At 68.0% G+C, this 17528-nt stretch carries 12 protein-coding genes; 4 read left to right on the forward strand and 8 right to left on the reverse strand.

All coding sequences use genetic code 11. The annotated features are described in order from the left end of the window. The first annotated feature begins 93 nt into the window (after nucleotides 1–93). Complete coding sequence (locus tag FZ029_RS21775) at nucleotides 94–1605, forward strand: sigma 54-interacting transcriptional regulator (RefSeq protein ID WP_149271889.1); 1512 nt, start codon at nucleotides 94–96, stop codon at nucleotides 1603–1605. A 169-nt stretch (nucleotides 1606–1774) separates the two neighbouring features. Here FZ029_RS21775 and uxuA read toward each other — a convergent pair whose 3' ends face one another. The 7 genes from uxuA to FZ029_RS21820 all read right to left on the reverse strand — a co-directional run bounded on the left by uxuA (nucleotide 1775) and on the right by FZ029_RS21820 (nucleotide 9747). Then, on the reverse strand, nucleotides 1775–2971 hold the full coding sequence (gene uxuA, locus FZ029_RS21785) for a mannonate dehydratase (protein ID WP_149271890.1): 1197 nt from the start codon (nucleotides 2969–2971) through the stop codon (nucleotides 1775–1777). A gap of 44 nt (nucleotides 2972–3015) precedes the next feature. After that, entirely contained in the window at nucleotides 3016–4290 is a 1275-nt protein-coding gene (locus tag FZ029_RS21790) for a TRAP transporter large permease (protein WP_149271891.1), read from the reverse strand. Next, nucleotides 4290–4793 carry a TRAP transporter small permease subunit gene (locus FZ029_RS21795; protein ID WP_149271892.1) on the reverse strand — a complete coding sequence of 168 codons (504 nt, stop codon included), beginning with the start codon at nucleotides 4791–4793 and terminating at the stop codon, nucleotides 4290–4292. Before FZ029_RS21795 ends, FZ029_RS21790 begins: the two co-directional genes overlap by 1 nt. A 192-nt stretch (nucleotides 4794–4985) precedes the next feature. Beyond that, the gene (locus FZ029_RS21805) at nucleotides 4986–6011 is read right to left on the reverse strand and encodes a TRAP transporter substrate-binding protein (RefSeq protein ID WP_149271893.1); all 1026 of its coding nucleotides are present in this window, start codon (nucleotides 6009–6011) and stop codon (nucleotides 4986–4988) included. 211 nt (nucleotides 6012–6222) lie between these two features. Beyond that, nucleotides 6223–7251 (reverse strand): Zn-dependent oxidoreductase, encoded by a 1029-nt coding sequence (locus FZ029_RS21810; protein ID WP_149271894.1) that lies wholly within the window; start codon nucleotides 7249–7251, stop codon nucleotides 6223–6225. Between the two features lie 39 nt (nucleotides 7252–7290). Further along, nucleotides 7291–8805 (reverse strand): mannitol dehydrogenase family protein, encoded by a 1515-nt coding sequence (locus FZ029_RS21815; RefSeq protein ID WP_149271895.1) that lies wholly within the window; start codon nucleotides 8803–8805, stop codon nucleotides 7291–7293. A 183-nt stretch (nucleotides 8806–8988) separates the two neighbouring features. Then, nucleotides 8989–9747: a GntR family transcriptional regulator gene (locus tag FZ029_RS21820; RefSeq protein ID WP_149271896.1), complete on the reverse strand. Its 759-nt coding sequence runs from the start codon at nucleotides 9745–9747 to the stop codon at nucleotides 8989–8991. A gap of 340 nt (nucleotides 9748–10087) precedes the next feature. Here FZ029_RS21820 and ppc point away from each other — a divergent pair, with 340 nt between their 5' ends. Both ppc and FZ029_RS21830 read left to right on the forward strand, forming a co-directional pair. Beyond that, entirely contained in the window at nucleotides 10088–12859 is a 2772-nt protein-coding gene (gene ppc, locus FZ029_RS21825; RefSeq protein ID WP_149271897.1) for a phosphoenolpyruvate carboxylase, read from the forward strand. Nucleotides 12860–13141: 282 nt separating this feature from the next. Beyond that, nucleotides 13142–13342 carry a hypothetical protein gene (locus FZ029_RS21830; protein WP_149271898.1) on the forward strand — a complete coding sequence of 67 codons (201 nt, stop codon included), beginning with the start codon at nucleotides 13142–13144 and terminating at the stop codon, nucleotides 13340–13342. Nucleotides 13343–13423: 81 nt separating this feature from the next. Here the strand turns inward: FZ029_RS21830 and FZ029_RS21835 are convergent, their stop codons facing one another. Further along, entirely contained in the window at nucleotides 13424–16060 is a 2637-nt protein-coding gene (locus FZ029_RS21835) for a methyl-accepting chemotaxis protein (protein ID WP_149271899.1), read from the reverse strand. A gap of 334 nt (nucleotides 16061–16394) precedes the next feature. On the opposite strand from FZ029_RS21835, the gene FZ029_RS21840 reads away from it, so the two are divergent. Then, nucleotides 16395–17528, forward strand: coding sequence for an FIST N-terminal domain-containing protein (locus tag FZ029_RS21840; RefSeq protein ID WP_149271900.1), 1134 nt, complete (start codon nucleotides 16395–16397; stop codon nucleotides 17526–17528).

Consider the following 17528-nt stretch of genomic DNA (forward strand, 5'->3'; position numbering starts at 1 on the left):
GGGCGCGGTCCCGATAACACGGGATGTGCGAGGATCAGGGGAGCGGCCAGGGTGACGGAACGGGCGGAAGGCGGCCGGCGAGGCGGAGCGGACATGGCGGCGGTTCCCCTGGAGGGCGACGCCTTCGCCGGGAACGCGGCGCTGCTGCGCAGCCGCGCCATCCCGTCGCTGTTCGAGGCGCTGGAAACCCAGTCCGAGGGCACGGTGGCGGTCGACCGCGACGCGCGGGTGGTGTGGATCAACGAGAAATACGCCCGCATGCTCGGCATCTCCGACCCCGCCGAGGCCATCGGCCGCGAAGTGGAGGAGATCATCCCCCATTCGCAGATGCGTCAGGTGCTGGCGACCGGCCAGCCGATCCTGCTCGACCTGATGCTGTTCGGCACCCAACGGCTGGTGGTGACGCGCTTCCCGCTGACCGACGACGCGGGCAAGGTGATCGGCGCCGTCGGCTTCGTCCTCTATGACAGCCTGCACCGGCTGAAACCTCTGCTGGCCGAGCTGTCGCGGCTGGAGGCCGAACTGGCGGCGACCCGGCGCCGGCTCGACGAGGGGCGGCAGCCGCGCTACACGCTGCAAAGCTATGTCGGCGACAGCCCGGTCTGCCTGGAGGTCAAACGCAAGGCCCGCCTCGCCGCCCGCACCGATGCGCCGATCCTGCTGCTGGGCGAGACCGGGACCGGCAAGGAGCTGATCGCCCAGGCCATCCATGGCCTGTCGGCGCGCAGCGGCCGGTCCTTCGTCGGCGTCAACGTGGCGGCGATCCCGGAAACGCTGCTGGAGGCGGAGTTCTTCGGCGCGGTGCCCGGCGCCTATACCGGGATGGACCGCCGGGGCCGGGAAGGCCGCTTCAAGACCGCCGACGGCGGCACCCTGTTCCTGGACGAAATCGGCGACATGCCGCTGGGGCTGCAGGCCAAGCTGCTGCGGGCATTGCAGGAGCAGGAGATCGAACCGCTGGGCTCCGACCGTCCGGTGAAGGTGGATGTCCGGGTGATCGCGGCGACGAACGTCGATCTGGAGCAGCGGATCCGCGACGGCCGTTTCCGCTCCGACCTTTATTATCGGCTGAACGTGCTGCCGATCCGCCTGCCGGCCCTGGCGGAGATGGGCGGCGGGCTGGAAGCCATCGCAGAATCTATTCTTCAAGAGATCGCCGCCCGCAGCGGCCTTTCCCTGCGCGGCCTGACCCCGGAAGCGGTGGAGGCGCTGGGCCGTCACCGCTGGCCCGGCAATGTGCGCGAACTGCGCAACGTGCTGGAGCGCACCTGTCTGCTGACCGACAACCGCCGCCTGACCGCTGCCGACCTCGCCGAGGCGCTGCCGGATCTTGGCGACGTCCAAACAGCAGAGGCGGCGCGTCCGGCGCCGGTCCGGGCGCTGGTTCATGCGACGCCGCAGCCCGTGCCGGGCTATGACGAGGCTTTCGACGAGTTCGAGCGCGGGCTTCTCGGCCGTGCGCTCGCGGCCAGCGGCGGCCGGGCGACGGAGGCGGCACGGGTGCTCGGCATCTCCCGCGCCGCCTTCTACAAGAAACTCGCCCGTTTGGGGATGCGGGGAGAAGGCAAAATCCCCCTCTCCCCCCCGGGGAGAGGGTCGGGGTGAGGGGGATGCACGGCGTGGCTTTCCCGAGAATCCTCGCGGTGCGCCCCCCTCACCCTAACCCTCTCCCCGCTTTCGGCGGACCAAAGGTCCGCCTGTCGCGTCAGCGCAAACGAAGTTTGCGCGTGAGCGGGGGGAGAGGGGATCTTGCCGACGTTGAAACGCGTCCGCCTCACATCGGCAGTTGCTTCACCGCCGCGACGGCGGTCATCACGCCGCGGATTTCCGCCAGACCGCGCAGGCGGCCGATCATCGGATAGCCGGGGTGGGTCGGCTTGCCCACATCGTCCAGCAGTTCGTGACCGTGGTCGGGGCGGAAGGGCAGGCGCCAGTTGTCGTTGCCGGCGTCCTGGCGGCGCTTCTGTTCCTCCAGCAGGGTGGTGACGACCGACACCATGTCGACGTCGCCGCCCAGATGGTCGGCTTCCTCGAAGGACCCGTCCGGCTCCTTGGCGACGTTGCGCAGATGGACGAAGTGGATGTCCTCGACGAAGCGCTTGGCCATCGCCGGCACGTCGTTGGTCTGGCCGGCGCCCAGCGAGCCGGTGCAGAAGGTCAGGCCGTTGTTCGGCGACTTCACCGCGTTGATCAGGTGGGCGAGGTCGTCCTCGGTGCTGACGATGCGGGGCAGGCCGAACAACGGGCGGGGCGGGTCGTCGGGATGGATCGCCATGCGGATGCCGACCTCCTCCGCAGTCGGAATGACCTCGCGCAGGAAGCGGGCCAGCGTCTCGCGCAGGCCGTCGGCGGTCATGCCGTTGAAGCGCGCGATCATCTTGCGCAGACCGGGAATGTCGTAGCGGTCATAGGCGCCCGGCAGGCCGGCCATGATGTTGGTCAGCAGCTTCGCCCGGTCGCTTTCGGAAGAGCGGTCGAACCACTCTTTGGCCTTGGCGAGAACCTCCGGCGCATGGTCCTCCTCGGCGCCCGGACGCTCCAGCATGTAGACATCGAAGGCGGCATGTTCATGGGCGTTGAAGCGCAGCGAGGTGCCGCCGCCCGGCAGCGCCGCCGCCAGCTCCGTCCGCGTCCAGTCCAGCACCGGCATGAAGTTGTAGCAGATGGTGGTCACGCCGCAGGCTGCGAGGTTGCGCATCGACTGGCGGTAGTTGTCGAACAGCTCGGTCAGGTCGCCCTCGCCGATCTTGATCGCCTCGTGCACCGGCAGGCTCTCGGTCACGGTCCAGCTGAGGCCGAGTTCCTTGTCGGACTCGATCATCGCCTTGCGCTTCTGGATTTCCTCAACCGACCAGACGACGCCGTAGGGGATGTGGTGCAGGGCGGTGACCACGCCGGTGGCGCCGGCTTGGCGGATGTGGTTCAGCTTGATCGCGTCTTCGGGACCGAACCAGCGCCAGGATTGTTCCATGGCTGCGAACTCCTTCGAAAGAGGGGGCTTTGGAATTTGGAAAATCAGCGGAAAAGCAGGCTCGGCAGCCACAGCGACAAGGCCGGGATGTAGGAGACCAGGAACAGGATCAGGATGTTGCAGAGCAGGAAGGGCCAGATTGCCTTGGTGATCGCACCCAGCGAGATCTTCGCGATGTTGGCCGCGACGAACAGGCAGACGCCGACCGGCGGTGTGGTCAGGCCGATCATCAGGTTCAGCACGGCGAAGGTGGCGAAATGGATCGGGTCGATGCCGACCTGGGTCGCCACCGCCAGCAGCGGCGGGAACAGGATGATCAGCGCGGCAATCGTCTCCATGAAGGTGCCGACGATCAGCAGCAGGATGTTGATCAGCAGAATGATCAGGTACTTGTTGGTGGTCAGCGCCAGCATCGAGGCGGCGATGGCCTGCGGGATCTGTTCGCTGGTCAGGATCCAGCCGAAGACGTTGGCGAGGCCCACCAGCAGGATCAGCCCGCCGGCTCCGATTGCGCTTTCCAGCAGGATCGCCGGCAGCTGGCGCAGTTTGAAGCCCTTGTAGACGAACAACCCGATGACGAAGGCATAGAGCGCCGCCACCACCGACGCCTCGGTCGGGGTGAAATAGCCGCCGACGATGCCGAACAGGATGATCGCCGTCATCAGCAGCGCCCAGAAGGCGCCGCGGCTGGCGCGCAGCAGTGCGCCGAAGCCCTGCCAGGGTTCCTTCGGATAGTTGCGCGCCCGCGCCAGGATCCAGACCGTCAACATCATGCCGATGCCCAGCAACAGGCCCGGAATGGCGCCGGCCATGAACATCTTGCCGACCGACAGACCGGTCAGGGTGCCGACGATGATCATCGGCACGCTGGGCGGGATGATCGGTCCGACGGTGGAGGCGGCGGCGGTGACGGCGGCGGCGAAGGGCGCGTCGTAGCCGGACTTGCGCATCGCCGGGATCATCACCGCGCCGATGGAGGCGGTCTCCGCCACCGCGGTGCCGGAGATGCCGGCGAACACCATCGACCCCGTCACGTTGGCAAGGCCGAGGCCGCCGCGGATATGGCCGACCAGCCGGTTGCTGAACAGCACGATCTGGTCGGTGATGCCGCCGCCGTTCATCAGATTGCCGGCCAGCACGAAGCCGGGGATGCAGAGCAGGACGAAGCTGTCCATGCCCGCATACATGAACTGCGGAACCACCGCGAGGTCGATGTCGCTGCCGACCAGATAGACCGCCGAGGCGCCGCCCAGCGCGATGCCGACCGGCGCGCCCAGGATCAGCAGGATGGCGAAGGTGAGGAACAGTGCGGTGACCATCAGACGGTTTCCCCATGGCTGGGCGGCGCGGAATCGCGCCCGAGCCCGGCCAGCCGGGCTATCGAGAAGAAGGCGAGCGACACCGGGATGATCAGCGTCACGACATAGACCCAGATCATCGGAACGTTGATGGAGCGCGCCCGCTCGCCGACGCTGCCGACGACATAGTCCCAGGCGCCGGGGATGATGGCGACGGCGAAGACCAGGATCGCCACATCGACCAGCCGGGCGACGGCCCATTGCAGCGGCCTGGGCAGCAGCAGGATGAACATGTCGACGTTCACCAGTTCGCCGCGCAGCAGGGCCAGCCCGCAGGAGAAGGCGACGAGATGGACAAGCGCGAAGCGGGCCACCTCTTCCGTCCAGGGCGGCGAGGGGAAACCGGGGACGCGGCCCAGCACCTGGATGGTCACGACGACGATGAGGACGCCGATGGCCGCCAGGGTTCCCCAGCGGCAAAGAGCGGATACAGCCGCCACCGCGGCGGAAAAGGCGTTGCGCATCGGACAGGCTCATGCGGTTGGGGGAGGGCGAACCCTAGATATCCCCCTCTCCCCCCTGGGGAGAGGGTCGGGGTGAGGGGGATGCATTGCGTGCCTTCCCAAGAGTCCTCGCCGCGCGACCCCCTCACCCTAACCCTCTCCCCGGGGGGGAGAGGGGATCTTCCCGGGACGGGAGAGGACTTCGGTTCCCGCTCACTTCACCGCGAGGATTTCGTCGTAGATCGGCTTGATCTCCGGCGACAGCGCCGCGACGACGGCCGGGCGGCCCTTCTCGGCGAAGGCGGCCTTGTCGACGGTGATGAACTCCATGCCCTTGGCCTTCAGGTCGGCCGCCAGCTTGGTCTCGTCCTCGATGAACAGCTTGCGCTCGGCGGCCTGGGCGGCCTTGGCGGCTTCCATGATGGCGGCGCGCTGTTCGGCCGGCATCTTGTTCAGCTTCTTCGAGCCGCCGACCAGATAGATCCAGCTGATGACGTGCTCCGTCAGGTTCACGTATTTCTGGACTTCGTAGAAGCTCGCCGACTTGATCAGGGCCAGCGGGTTCTCCTGCGCCTCGATGGTGTCGTTCTGCAGGCCGGTGAAGACCTCCGAGAAGGCCATCGGCGTCGGCTTGGCGCCCAGCCCCTGCCAGAAGGACACGAACAGCGGCACGTTCGGCACGCGCATCTTCAGGCCGTTCAGCTCGTCCGGCGACTTGATCGGGCGCTTGCTGGTCAGGTTGCGCGGGCCGCGGGCGAAGTAGGTCAGCGGGACCAGCTGGGTCTTCTGCTCGATGGCGTCCGCGATCTTCTTGCCCGGCTCGCCGGTGACGACCTTGTCGAGATGGTCGAGGTCGCGGATGGCGTAGGGAACCGCCAGCAACGCCGCGGCCGGCGCCCAGTTCTGCAGCGATTCACCGGTGATGGTGAAGTCGATGGTGCCGAGCTGGATACCCTTGATCAGGTCGGTTTCCTTGCCGAGCTGCTCGTTGGGGAACACCTTGACCTCGACCGCGCCGTTGGTGCGCTTGGCAACTTCCTCGGCGAAGACCAGCGAGGCCTTGTGCCAGACATTGTCCTCGTTGGCGAGGTGGCCGAGCTTCAGCGTCGTCTTGGCCTGGGCGCGGACGATGGCCGGCGCGGTGATGCCGCCCAGCAGCGTCGCACCGGCGGCGATGCCGGCGCCGAGACCGATGGTCTTGGCCAGCGTGCGGCGCGAGATCGGGGTCTTGCTGTTCATCCTGGTGTCCCTCCGTTATGGGCGGATCAGGTCCGCCATTGTTTGACGTGTGGCTGCGGTTCGGCGGTCAGAGGTATTGGGCCTTGCGGCCCTTCCGTCGGGCGTCATCCCCGCGAAGGCGGGGATCCAGGCTTCGCCGGCAGAGCCGCCTTTCGGAAGGTCTGGATTCCCGCCTTCGCGGGAATGACGGCCGAGAAAAGCTCACGAACTCTCAGCCTTCGAAGTCGAGCTGGACCTTGATGGTGCTGGACGGGTCGTTTTCGATCAGGGCGAAGGCGCTCGCCGCATCGGCGATCGGGAAGACCTGGGTGATCATCGCCGCAGGATTCAGCTTGCCGCTCTCCAGCCAGTCGATGACCTGCGGCAGCAGGCGGCGGTTCAGGCGGGAACCGACCAGGGTCAGCTCCTTCTTCACGATCTCCTGCTGGCTGATGTTGCAGGGGGCGGGGGAGAAGCCCAGCAGGCCGATGCGCGCCGCCGGGCTGGCGAGGCGGCAGGCCTCCTCCAGCAGGGCCGGCACGCCGGCGCCGTCGATCACCACCGTCGGACCCAGCCCGTCATTCTCGTCGCGCACCGCGTCGGGCACCGACACGCGCGCGGAGTTGAGGACGACATCGGCGCCGAACTCCTTCGCCCGTTCCAGCCGTTTGTCGTCCAGGTCGGCGACGATGCAGCGGGCGCCGTGCAGCTTGGCGACCTGCACCACCGTCAGCCCGACCGTCCCGGCGCCATAGACCAGCACCGTGTCGTCGGGCCCGATGCCTGTGCGCGACAGCACGTTGGCGGCGATCGACAGCGGCTCCGCCAGTGCGGCAAGCGAGATGGGCAGGTCGGAGCGCACCTTGATGGCGTTGGCCGCCGGCACCACGACATGGTTGCGGAAGCCGCCGTCGCGATGGACGCCGAACACCTCCAGATTGGCGCAGACATTGGTGCGCCCGGCGCGGCAGGCATAGCAGCGGCCGCAAGACACCACCGGATCGACCACGACATGGTCGCCGACCGCGACGTTGCCCACGCTGTCGCCGACCGCCTCGACCGTGCCGGCGAACTCGTGGCCGATGACTCGGGGATAGACCGCGAAGGGGTTGGAGCCGTGGTAGATGTGCAGGTCCGACCCGCAGATCCCGGCGCGCTGGACGCGGACCAGCACCTCGCCGGCCTTGACCGGCCCGGAGTCGGGGGCGCTTTCGGGGCGGAGCGCCAGCACATGCGGCTTTTCGACGGTCAGGGCAACCACGGGAACACTCCCTATAGAAGATGATGCTGTGAAGCGGGATCAGGCGGTCGCGGCGACCACGGCGCGGGCGCCCTCGGCGAACAGACGCTTGAGCGCGGCGGTGACCGGTTCGGTGAAGCGCGGGTCGCGCGGCAGGTCGTCACCGAACACCGCTGACAGGCCGAACAGCGCCTCGGCCAGCCGGTCGGGGTTGCCGGCGGTTGATGCGGCGATCTCCGCCAGTTTGGCGGCCATCGGGTCGCGCACGTCGATGGGCTTACCCGCCTCGTCGGTGCCGGCGACGTAGCGCATCCAGGCGGCGACGGCCAGGACCAGCCGGTCGATGGTTTCGCCGGCGGCCAGCCGGTCGCGGATCGGGTTCAGCAGACGCTGCGGCAGCTTCTGCGTGCCATCCATGGCGATCTGCCAGGTGCGGTGGCGAAGCGCCGGATTGCGGAAGCGGGCGATCAGCGCGTCCTTGTACTGCTCCAGATCGGCACCGGGCGGCATGTGCAGCGTCGGCCCGGTCTCGCGGTCCATCAGGTTGCGGACCAGCGTGGCGAAGGCGGGATCGGCCATCGTGTCCGACACCGTCTCGTAGCCCGCCAGATATCCCAGATAGGCAATGGTGGAATGGCTGCCGTTCAGCAGCCGCAGCTTCATCGTCTCATAGGGATGGACGTCGGCGACCAGTTCCACCCCCACCGTCTCCCAGGCCGGGCGGCCGGCGGGGAAGCGGTCCTCGACCACCCATTGCGTGAAGGGCTCCGTCACCACCGGCCAGGCATCCTGCACGCCGAGCGACTGGGATACGCGGGCGCGGTCGGCCTCGGTGGTGGCGGGGACGATGCGGTCGACCATGCTGTTGGGGCAGGCGACCGTCTCCGCCACCCAGGCGCCGAAATCGGCACCGCGCAATTCGGCGAAGCGGCGCAGGATGCGGGCGACTGTGTCGCCGTTGCTCGGCAGGTTGTCGCAGCTCAGCACGGTGAAGGGCGGCAACCCGGCGGCGCGGCGGCGGGCCAGCGCCTCGATCAGGAAGCCGATGGCGGTGCGCGGCTTGGCGGGGTTGTCCAGGTCGTGGCGGATGTCGGGATGGCCCTCGTTCAGCGCGCCGGTCGCCGGATCGTGGCAATAGCCCTTCTCCGTCACCGTCAGGGTGACGATGCGCACCGACGGGCGGCACATCCGCTCCAGCACCGCTTCCGGATCCTCATGCGCCACCAGCAGTTCCAGCAGGCAGCCGATCACCCGCAGCCGCTCCCCCTCCGCGTCGCGCACGGCGACGGTGTAGAGCCCGTCCTGCGGTTCCAGGGCGTCGCGGGTGTCGGGGCTGCGCAGGCTGACCCCGGCGATGCCCCACGCCCCGAACTGCGTCTCCAGCAGCGCGTCGGTGTAGGCCGCCTGATGGGCGCGCTGGAAGGCGCCGACGCCGAGATGGACGATGCCGATCTCCAGATCCCTGCGGTCATAACCGGGCCGCGCGACCGCCGCCGGCAGGGTCGACAGGACGGAATCGCCAAGGCGCCGGGACGGGGTGCCGGAAGGGGAAGAGGACGATGCGGGCGTTTGCATGGGAGCGGTTTCCTTCCTGGCGAGCCGCAAGCTCACATTCTTGTATGGTAGTATGTCACGAGTATCGGAGAAGGGCAACCCGGATTGTTCCCTGGACGAACTGATCTCTCCGACCATGCCGTCGATGGAGGCTGATGAACCACGCCGGACCGTCCCTCACCGTCCCCCTGAAAGCTGTGCCGCTCAGCGCGCTCCGGCAACCCTCGCGCGGCCCGCATTTCGGGAGGTCGCCCTCTGGGGCGGCGGAGGGGCGGCGTCATCGAGGGTGAACAGGTCGGGGAATTTGCTCTCCAACTCGGGCAGGGAGGTCAGGATCTCGCGCAGGTGCAGGCCCATCGCCGCCTCCGCCTTCACGGGGTCGCGGGCGACGATGGCCTCGACCACCGCCTGATGCTGCGAGATCAGCCGGCGGATCGGCGTGGCGTACGGGACGCTGAGATAGCGGACGCGGTCCATCTGGGCCTTCGTCTCCTCGACGATACGCCATGCATAGTCGCACTCCGCCCCGATGGCGATGGTCCGGTGGAAGGCCTCGTCCAGCTCCAGGAAACGCACCGGGACCGCCTCGTCGGCGATGTCCCACTGGGCCTTGAGGTTGTCGCGCAGTTCGGCGATGCCGGCCGGCGTGATGGTTTCGCAGGCCTTGCGCACCACGGCGGTCTCCACCGCCTCGCGCACGAAGCGGGCGTCGAGCACCTGCTTGACCGAGATCTTGACGACGAAAGTCCCACGCTGCGGCCGGATGGTCAGCAGTCCCGACTCGCTCAGCTTGATGAAGGCTTCGCGCACCGGCTGGCGGCTGACGCCGAGCTGGTCGGCGATCTCCTGCTCGGACAGGGCTTGACCTGGGCGGAACTGCATCGTCACGATGGCTTGGCGAAGCACCCGGTACACGCGCCGCGCGATCGGCTCGCTGGAGTCCACGTCGATCTTGCTCAGCATCGCTTTTCCACCCCTAAGCCCGCCCGATCCGGTCGAGGGACCATCGGCTGGCGGCAACAACAATTCAAGGATACTACCATACTAGTTAACAAGCAAGCCCCTCGGTTCCGAAGGGCCCTATGCGACGTCGCATTTCTCAGCGCTGCGAATTATGGAAATCATTTCGCACCAGCACACGGACGGTTGAAACTTCTGACAGAATGGGCATGCTGTCGCCGATGGTCTGACCACTTCGCGTGCAGGGGGATTCTCCTGCCCGGACTTTGATCATCCCCATTCAGTATCCGGCGTTCGCGCATCGACCCGTATCCGTCCATCCTCGACCAGGAAACCGTCGCCCATGTCCGCCATCCTGCTGCAGGAAAGTTCCGAGACGAAGGACCAGCCGCTCCGCGAAGACATCCGCCTGCTGGGGCGCATCCTGGGCGACACCGTCCGCAGCCAGGAGGGGGAGGCGGTGTTCGACATCGTCGAGCGGATCCGCCAGACCTCCATCCGCTTCCACCGCGAAGAGGACCAGGGCGCCCGCAAGGAGCTGGAGGCGATCCTGAACAGCCTGTCGCCACCGCAGACGGCGCGGGTGGTGCGGGCCTACAGCTTCTTCTCGCACCTCGCCAACATCGCCGAGGACCAGCACCACATCCGCCGCACCCGTGCCCATGCGCTCGCCGGGTCGGCCCCGCGCGAGGGCACCATGGCCCATGCGCTGGACGAGGCGGCGAAGGCCGGCGTCACCACCCAGCAGCTGAAGGAGTTCTTCGACGGCGCGCTGGTCAGCCCGGTGCTGACCGCCCACCCGACCGAGGTGCAGCGCAAGAGCATCCTGACCGTGCAGATGGCGGTCGCCAAGCTGCTGGCCGAGCGCGACCACGGGCCGATGACGCCGGAGGAGGAGGACACCAACCTCGAATCGCTCCAGCGCGCCGTGCTGACGCTGTGGCAGACCGCGATCCTGCGCGCCACCAAGCTGGCGGTGACGGACGAGGTGGCGAACGGCCTGACCTTCTACGACTACACCTTCCTGCGCGAGATGCCGCGCTTCTACGCCCAGCTTGAAGACCATCTGCGCAAGACCGACCCGTCCTGGGCGACGACGGAGCTGCCGTCCTTCCTACGCATGGGCAGCTGGATCGGCGGCGACCGCGACGGCAACCCCTTCGTCACCGCGCCGGTGCTGCGCCAGGCGATGCGGATGCAGAGCACCCGTGCCCTGCAGTTCTACCTGGACGAACTGCACACGCTGGGGTCGGAGCTTTCGCTGAGCACCCGCGTCATCGACGTGTCGGAGCCGTTGCGCCAGCTGGCCGAACGCTCGCCCGATCCTTCGCCGCACCGCAAGATGGAACCGTACCGCCGCGCCATCTCCGGCCTCTATGCGCGGGTCGCCGCGACGCTGCGGACGCTGGACGGGCTGGAGGCGCCGCGCCACGCCGTGGGCGAAGCGCCGCCCTACCTGTCCCCGGCGGAATTCGGCGCCGACCTCGACATCATCGACCGTTCGCTGACCGTCAACGGCTCGGCGGCACTTGCCAAGGGCCGGCTGCGCCACCTGCGGCGCGCCGTCGACCTGTTCGGCTTCCATCTGGCCAGCATCGACCTGCGCCAGAACTCCGACGTGCATGAGCGCACGGTGGCGGAGCTGCTGTCCTTCGCCGACGCCGACGTCGATTACAAGGCGCTGTCGGAGGACGAGCGGATCGAACTGCTGGTCCGCGAACTGGAGACCAACCGCCCGCTGGCCTCGCGCTACGCCGATTATTCGGAAGAGACGAACTCCGAACTGGACATCCTGCGCACCGCCGCCGATGCCCGCGCCCGTTTCGGCGCCGATGCGGTGGTGAACTGCGTCATCTCCAAGACCGACGGCGTGTCGGACATCCTGGAGGTCGCCGTCCTGCTGAAGGAAGCCGGGCTGCTGCGGCCGAAGGAAAAGGCGCTGGACCTGAACATCGCGCCGCTGTTCGAGACCATCGGCGACCTGCGCAACTGTGCGGCCACCATGGACCGGCTGCTGTCGATCCCGACCTACCGGCGCTTCCTGGAAAGCCGCGGCAACCTGCAGGAGGTGATGCTCGGCTATTCGGACAGCAACAAGGACGGCGGCTTCCTCACCTCCGGCTGGGAACTGTACAAGGCCGAAATCGCGCTGGTCGAGGTGTTCGCCAAGCATGGCGTGCGTCTGCGGCTGTTCCACGGCCGCGGCGGCTCGGTCGGCCGCGGCGGCGGCCCCAGCTATCAGGCGATCCTGGCCCAGCCGGCCGGCGCCGTGCAGGGCGCCATCCGCATCACCGAACAGGGCGAGGTCATCGCCGGCAAATATTCCAACCCGGAAGTCGGCCGCCGAAACCTGGAAACGCTGGCGGCGGCGACGCTGGAAGCCACGCTGCTGCACCCGGAATCGGCGGCTCCGTGCACCGATCTGTTCCTCCAGACCATGGAAGAGCTGTCGGAGCATGCCTTCAAGGCCTATCGCGGGCTGGTCTACGAGACCGAGGGCTTCGAGAAGTATTTCTGGGAATCGACGGTGATCGGCGAGATCGCCAACCTCAACATCGGCAGCCGGCCGGCCTCGCGCAAGAAGTCGACCAGCATCGAGGATCTGCGCGCCATTCCCTGGGTGTTCAGCTGGGCGCAATGCCGCCTGATGCTGCCGGGCTGGTATGGCTTCGGGTCGGCAGTAAAGGCGTATCTGGCCCAGCATCCCGACGGGATGGAACGGCTGCGCGCCATGCACCGCGACTGGGGCTTCTTCAGCACGCTGCTGTCCAACATGGACATGGTGCTGTCCAAGTCGAACATCGCCATCGCGTCGCGTTATGCCGGGCTGGTGTCGGATCCGGCGCTGCGCGATGCCATCTTCTCCCGCATCCGGGCGGAGTGGCAGGACAGCATCGACGCGCTGTTGGCGATCACCGAGCAGTCGGCCCTGCTGGAGAACAACCCGCTGCTGGCACGGTCGATCCGCAACCGCTTCCCCTATCTCGACCCGCTAAACCATGTCCAGGTCGAGTTGCTGAAGCGCCACCGCACCAGCGACAGCGGCGAGCAGATCGCCCGCGGCATCCATCTGACCATCAACGGCATCGCCGCTGGTCTGCGCAACAGCGGCTGACCGCTTTACCGCACTGCACCACCGCGCGGCTTTCCGCCGCACCGATGCCAGCAAATGCGCCCTTCCTCCACCGTGGGGAAGGGCGCATTTTGTTTGCGGACGAAGGGCTTGGTCCGTCTTGCTCTCTTCTTGTGCGATGCACGATCAATTCTTCGGCATCGCAAAACAAACGTCGGCCGCCGCGCTCGCAGCCAAAATAAATCACAAGATATCGGCCGAAAATCCCAGTTGATCGTCTCTGAGTATTTTGATACCTCATGCCTCCCCGAGAGGAGAAATGGTATGACCACTCAGTCCCAACAGCAGCAGATGGCCCAGCAGCAACAGGCGCGGGCGACCACCGGAACACAGGGCGGCACGTCCCCCAGCACCCAGGACGGCGCCACCGACACACATGAGGAATTCTGCGGCGGCGCCTGCGGCGCCGGTGCCGGCGCCGCGGTGATCTGGCGGCCGGTCACGGTCGAGCCGCGTCGCCGCTGACCGACCGTCCTGGCATAAGAAAAGCCCCTTTCCCTTGAAGGAAGAGGGGCTTTTTTGTTGCCTGTCGCTCCTGCGGACCGGTCAGCCGGCCCGCATGCGGTTGACGAGGCCGTCGACCTGGGACCCCAGCGACCGCACCTCGTCGGCGACGGTGGAGGAGGCGGTCAGCACGCGGGTGGCGGATTCGCCGGACTCCGCGGCGGCGCGGGCGACGGAGTCGATGTTGCGCCGGACATGCTGGGTGCCGTCGGCGGCCTCGCCCACGTTGCGGGCGATCTCGCGGGTGGCGGCACTCTGCTGCTCGACCGCCGCGGCGACGGTGGCGGCGATCTCGTTGATCTCGCGGATGGTGCCGGCGATGGAGCGGATGGCGTCCACCGCATCCTGCGTCACCGACTGCATCGCCTGGATCTGGCTGGAGATCTCCTCCGTCGCCTTGCCGGTCTGGTTGGCGAGGCTCTTGACCTCCGACGCCACCACGGCGAAGCCCTTGCCGGCCTCGCCGGCGCGGGCGGCCTCGATGGTCGCGTTCAGCGCCAGCAGGTTGGTCTGGCTGGCGATGTCGTTGATGAGTTGCACCACCTCGCCGATCTTGTTGGCGGACTGCGACAGCCCCTCCACCGTGCGGTCGGTGCGTTCGGCCTCGGTCGCCGCCTTGCGGGCGATCTGGCTGGAGGCGTGGACCTGACTGCCGATCTCCTGGATCGAGGCAGACAGCTCCTCCGTCGCGGCGGCCACCGCCTTGACGCTGCCTTCGGCCTGCTGCGAGGTGCTGGCCGCGGTGGCGGCCTCGCCGGTGGTGGCCTCGGCATTGCGGCTCATGCGCTGGGCCATGTCCTGCATTTCGCCGGCGGCACGGGCAACGCGGTCGAGCACGCCGCGCACGCTGCTCTCGAAATTCTCGGCCATCTCGACCATGGCGCGGCGGCGCTCGCCGGCGGCACGGCTGCGTTCGGCTTCGGCGCGGGCGTTGGCGGCGCTCGCCTCGTTGGCGGTATCGCGGAAGACCATCAGGGCGCGGGTCATGTCGCCGATCTCGTCGGAACCGGCAGCGGGAATCGGCGCGTTCAGGTTTCCGGCGGCGATCGCCCGCATGGCATCGGACAGCTGGCTGATGCGCGCGACGATGTTGCGGCCTACGACGAACCACGCCAGGGCGGCGGCACCGATCAGGCTGGCGACCGCGAACAGGATCAGCATCTTGCGGCCGGCCGACAGCGCATCGGTCGCCCCGGCGGCGGCGGTGTCCGCCTCCTGCTTCATCGCGGAGATCTGGTCGTCGACCATGCCGGCGAACTGCCGGGCGATCTGGCGGTTCTCCGTCAGGACCTTCTCGTTCTCTTCGGCAGCGGCGAGTTCGGAGCGGCGCAGCTTGAACAGGCTGTTGTCGCCCTTGCCGAAGCCGGCCAGGACCTCGGCGCTCTTGACCAGCTTCGGCAGCCCGTCGTCACCGGCGGACTGCAGCGCCTTCAGCCGCTCCTCCATCGCCTTGGCGGCAGTGGTGAAGCGGGTTTCCAGCATCGTCAGCCGTTCGGCATTGGGCGCCTGCGTCGCCTCGTTCAGCGCGCCGACGGTGGCGGCAGCGTAGGTCGACAGTTCCAGATAGGTCCGGAAGCGGGCCAATCCGTCGCCCAGCAGATCCTGCATGGAATCGCGAGTCTGCGAGCGGACGTTGACGCTCGACAGCTTGATTTCCGCCTTCAGCCGCATCAACGGCGATTCCATCTGCTCCAGCAGGGAAGCCTGCCGGCGTGCGGCGTCGGCCAGGACATCCGCCGTCTTCTGGCGCAGTGCTTCGCGTTCGGCGCTGCCGACCGGCAGTTCGAGGGCCTTGCGACGCATGTCGAAGACGCCGGTGGCGCCGTCGCCCAGCTGGAAGAAGGCGTCCAGCCCGTCGGAAGCCTCCTTGCTCAGGCGGCTGCCGATCTGCGCGGTGGCGCTGACGATGCGGGCGGCCGCTTCCAGATAGCTCTGCTGGTGCTGGGTGACGGCGAAGGCGGTCTCCGCGCCCCCGGCGCGGGTCAGGGACTCCGACGCCACGCCCAGGTCGCCGCGCACCTCATACATGGTGATCAGGGAGCGGACGGCGTCGCCCAGCGCGTTCATGTCGCGCTCGGTGCTGTTGTCCAGCGTCTCGCCCTTGCTGCGCAGGGTGGCCCCGGCCCGCTCGGTCAGCGGGGCAAGATTTGCAAGGAAGGCGTCGTAGGACTTCGCCAGATCGACGGCCATCGCCTCGCGCGTGCCGCGGACGGACAGGCGCTGGTTGGCCGCGGCGTTGCCGTGCTCCAGCGTGGCGATCAGGCCTTCGGTCTTGCTGCGCAGCTCGCCGATCCGGGGATCGCCGGAACGGTGGGAGGCCAATTCCTCCACCAGGGCGCCCAGCGCCTTGCCGTTGCCCATGATCTCGCCATAGACGCGCTCGCGCTCGCTCTGGCTTTCCGCGGCGGCCAGCACCGGGGCGGCGGCGGCGATGCCGCTGCTTTCGCCGGACAGGCGCTTCGCCAACTCCATCTCCGGCAGGCCGGTGCCGACGATCTGCGTCAACGGCCGTTCAACCGCCGAGAAGGACGTCAGCCCGACGATGCTGGCGGCGACCGTCATGCCGGCCATACCGGCGAAGGCGAGCAGAAGCTTGCCGCGTACGCCCATCCGTCTGCTGCGTGGGGTGCCGTCCTGGCGGTCCGGCATCATGGTGTCGTCGCGCGCGTCCATCGTCATATGCGTCCTGCTCCCCGGAAAATGCGTCAGGTCGGGCTTTTGCCCGTTTTGTTCGTTCCTGCCGGCCGCGGACCGCTCCCCCACTCCCGGGGATTGATTCCGATCCGCACTGCTTGGCAGACCAACCATACCGCAGTGTGGTTGACAGATCCTTACGGGGGAACTCTCATTTTCCGCCACTCCGGGTTATACCCAATTCGAATTATGGCCATCCGATCCCGGATGCTGCGTGCGTCATTATGACCATCCGCCACCCCCGAACGTTATAGGGCCTCTTCCCGACTCCGACCGCGTGGTAGTCTTTCCCCGGAAATTATCGGCGATGGGGAGAGGCATGCGGGTCTGGCAGGCGGCGTTCGCACCTCCGGCGGCGGAGCTGGCTCCGCAGCCGGCCGATCTCGCCCTGGTCTTCGGTTCCGTCGACGTCTTCGACGGTCCGGACCTCGCCGCCCGGCTGGCCTCCGCATTCCCCGGCGCCGTGATCGCCGGATGCAGCACGGCGGGCGAGATCGCCGGCGACGCCGTGCTCGACGGGTCCTGCACCGTCACCGCCATCCGTTTCGAGCGCGGCGGAGACGCGGTCGCGGTCGAAGCCGACATCGCCTCCACCGACGACAGCCAGCGGGCGGGGGAAGCGCTGGGAGAGGCGCTCGCCGCCCGGCCCGGCCTGTCGGGGGTCCTGCTGTTCGCCCGCGGCGTCGGCGTGAACGGCAGCGCGCTGATCGACGGGCTGTCCTCGCGCCTGCCGGCGGGCATTCCGGTGTCGGGCGGGCTGGCCGGCGACGGCGGCGCCTTCGTCCGCACGGTGGTGCTGGGGCCGTCCGGCGTGTCCGACAGCCGGGCGGTGGCGGTCGGGCTTTACGGCGGGAGCCTGCATCTCGGCCTCGGCTCCGTCGGCGGGTGGGAACCGTTCGGGCCGGCGCGCAAGGTGACGAAGGCCGTCGGCAACCTGCTGCTCCAGCTGGACGGCGAGCCGGCGCTGAACGTCTACAAGCGCTATCTCGGCGACTATGCCCGCGATCTGCCGGCGTCGGGCCTGCTGTTTCCGTTCGAACTGCTGAACGGCAACCATGATTCGGTCGGGCTGATCCGCACCATCCTCGGCATCGACGAGGCGGCCGGCGGCCTGATCCTAGCCGGCACGGTTGAGGAGGGCTTCTACCTGCGGCTTATGCACGCCAGCACCGACGGGCTGGTCGACGGGGCGGAGCAGGCCGGCGCCATCGCCGCCGCTGGAGCGGGTGAAGCGGCGGGCGACCGGCTCGCCCTTCTGGTCAGCTGCGTCGGCCGCAAGCTGGTGATGGGCGACCGGGTGGAGGAAGAGGTGCAGGCGGTGGCGGACCGGATGGGGCCGGGCGCGGTGCTGGCCGGCTTCTATTCTTATGGGGAGATCGGACCGATGCGCGATCTGGTCGATTGCCGGCTGCACAACCAGACGATGACGGTCGCCCTGCTGACGGAACACTGA

The organism is Azospirillum sp. Sh1 (genome assembly GCF_008365135.1).
Classification (GTDB): domain Bacteria; phylum Pseudomonadota; class Alphaproteobacteria; order Azospirillales; family Azospirillaceae; genus Azospirillum; species Azospirillum oryzae.

Coding starts and splice junctions, on each gene's coding strand:
- FZ029_RS21840 (WP_149271900.1), top strand. CDS start 16,395: ATGCGGGTCTGGCAGGCGGCGTTCGCACCTCCGGCGGCGGAGCTGGCT.
- uxuA (WP_149271890.1), bottom strand. CDS start 2,971: ATGGAACAATCCTGGCGCTGGTTCGGTCCCGAAGACGCGATCAAGCTG.
- FZ029_RS21835 (WP_149271899.1), bottom strand. CDS start 16,060: ATGACGATGGACGCGCGCGACGACACCATGATGCCGGACCGCCAGGAC.
- FZ029_RS21830 (WP_149271898.1), top strand. CDS start 13,142: ATGACCACTCAGTCCCAACAGCAGCAGATGGCCCAGCAGCAACAGGCG.
- FZ029_RS21805 (WP_149271893.1), bottom strand. CDS start 6,011: ATGAACAGCAAGACCCCGATCTCGCGCCGCACGCTGGCCAAGACCATC.
- FZ029_RS21790 (WP_149271891.1), bottom strand. CDS start 4,290: ATGGTCACCGCACTGTTCCTCACCTTCGCCATCCTGCTGATCCTGGGC.
- FZ029_RS21820 (WP_149271896.1), bottom strand. CDS start 9,747: ATGCTGAGCAAGATCGACGTGGACTCCAGCGAGCCGATCGCGCGGCGC.
- ppc (WP_149271897.1), top strand. CDS start 10,088: ATGTCCGCCATCCTGCTGCAGGAAAGTTCCGAGACGAAGGACCAGCCG.
- FZ029_RS21795 (WP_149271892.1), bottom strand. CDS start 4,793: ATGCGCAACGCCTTTTCCGCCGCGGTGGCGGCTGTATCCGCTCTTTGC.
- FZ029_RS21775 (WP_149271889.1), top strand. CDS start 94: ATGGCGGCGGTTCCCCTGGAGGGCGACGCCTTCGCCGGGAACGCGGCG.
- FZ029_RS21815 (WP_149271895.1), bottom strand. CDS start 8,805: ATGCAAACGCCCGCATCGTCCTCTTCCCCTTCCGGCACCCCGTCCCGG.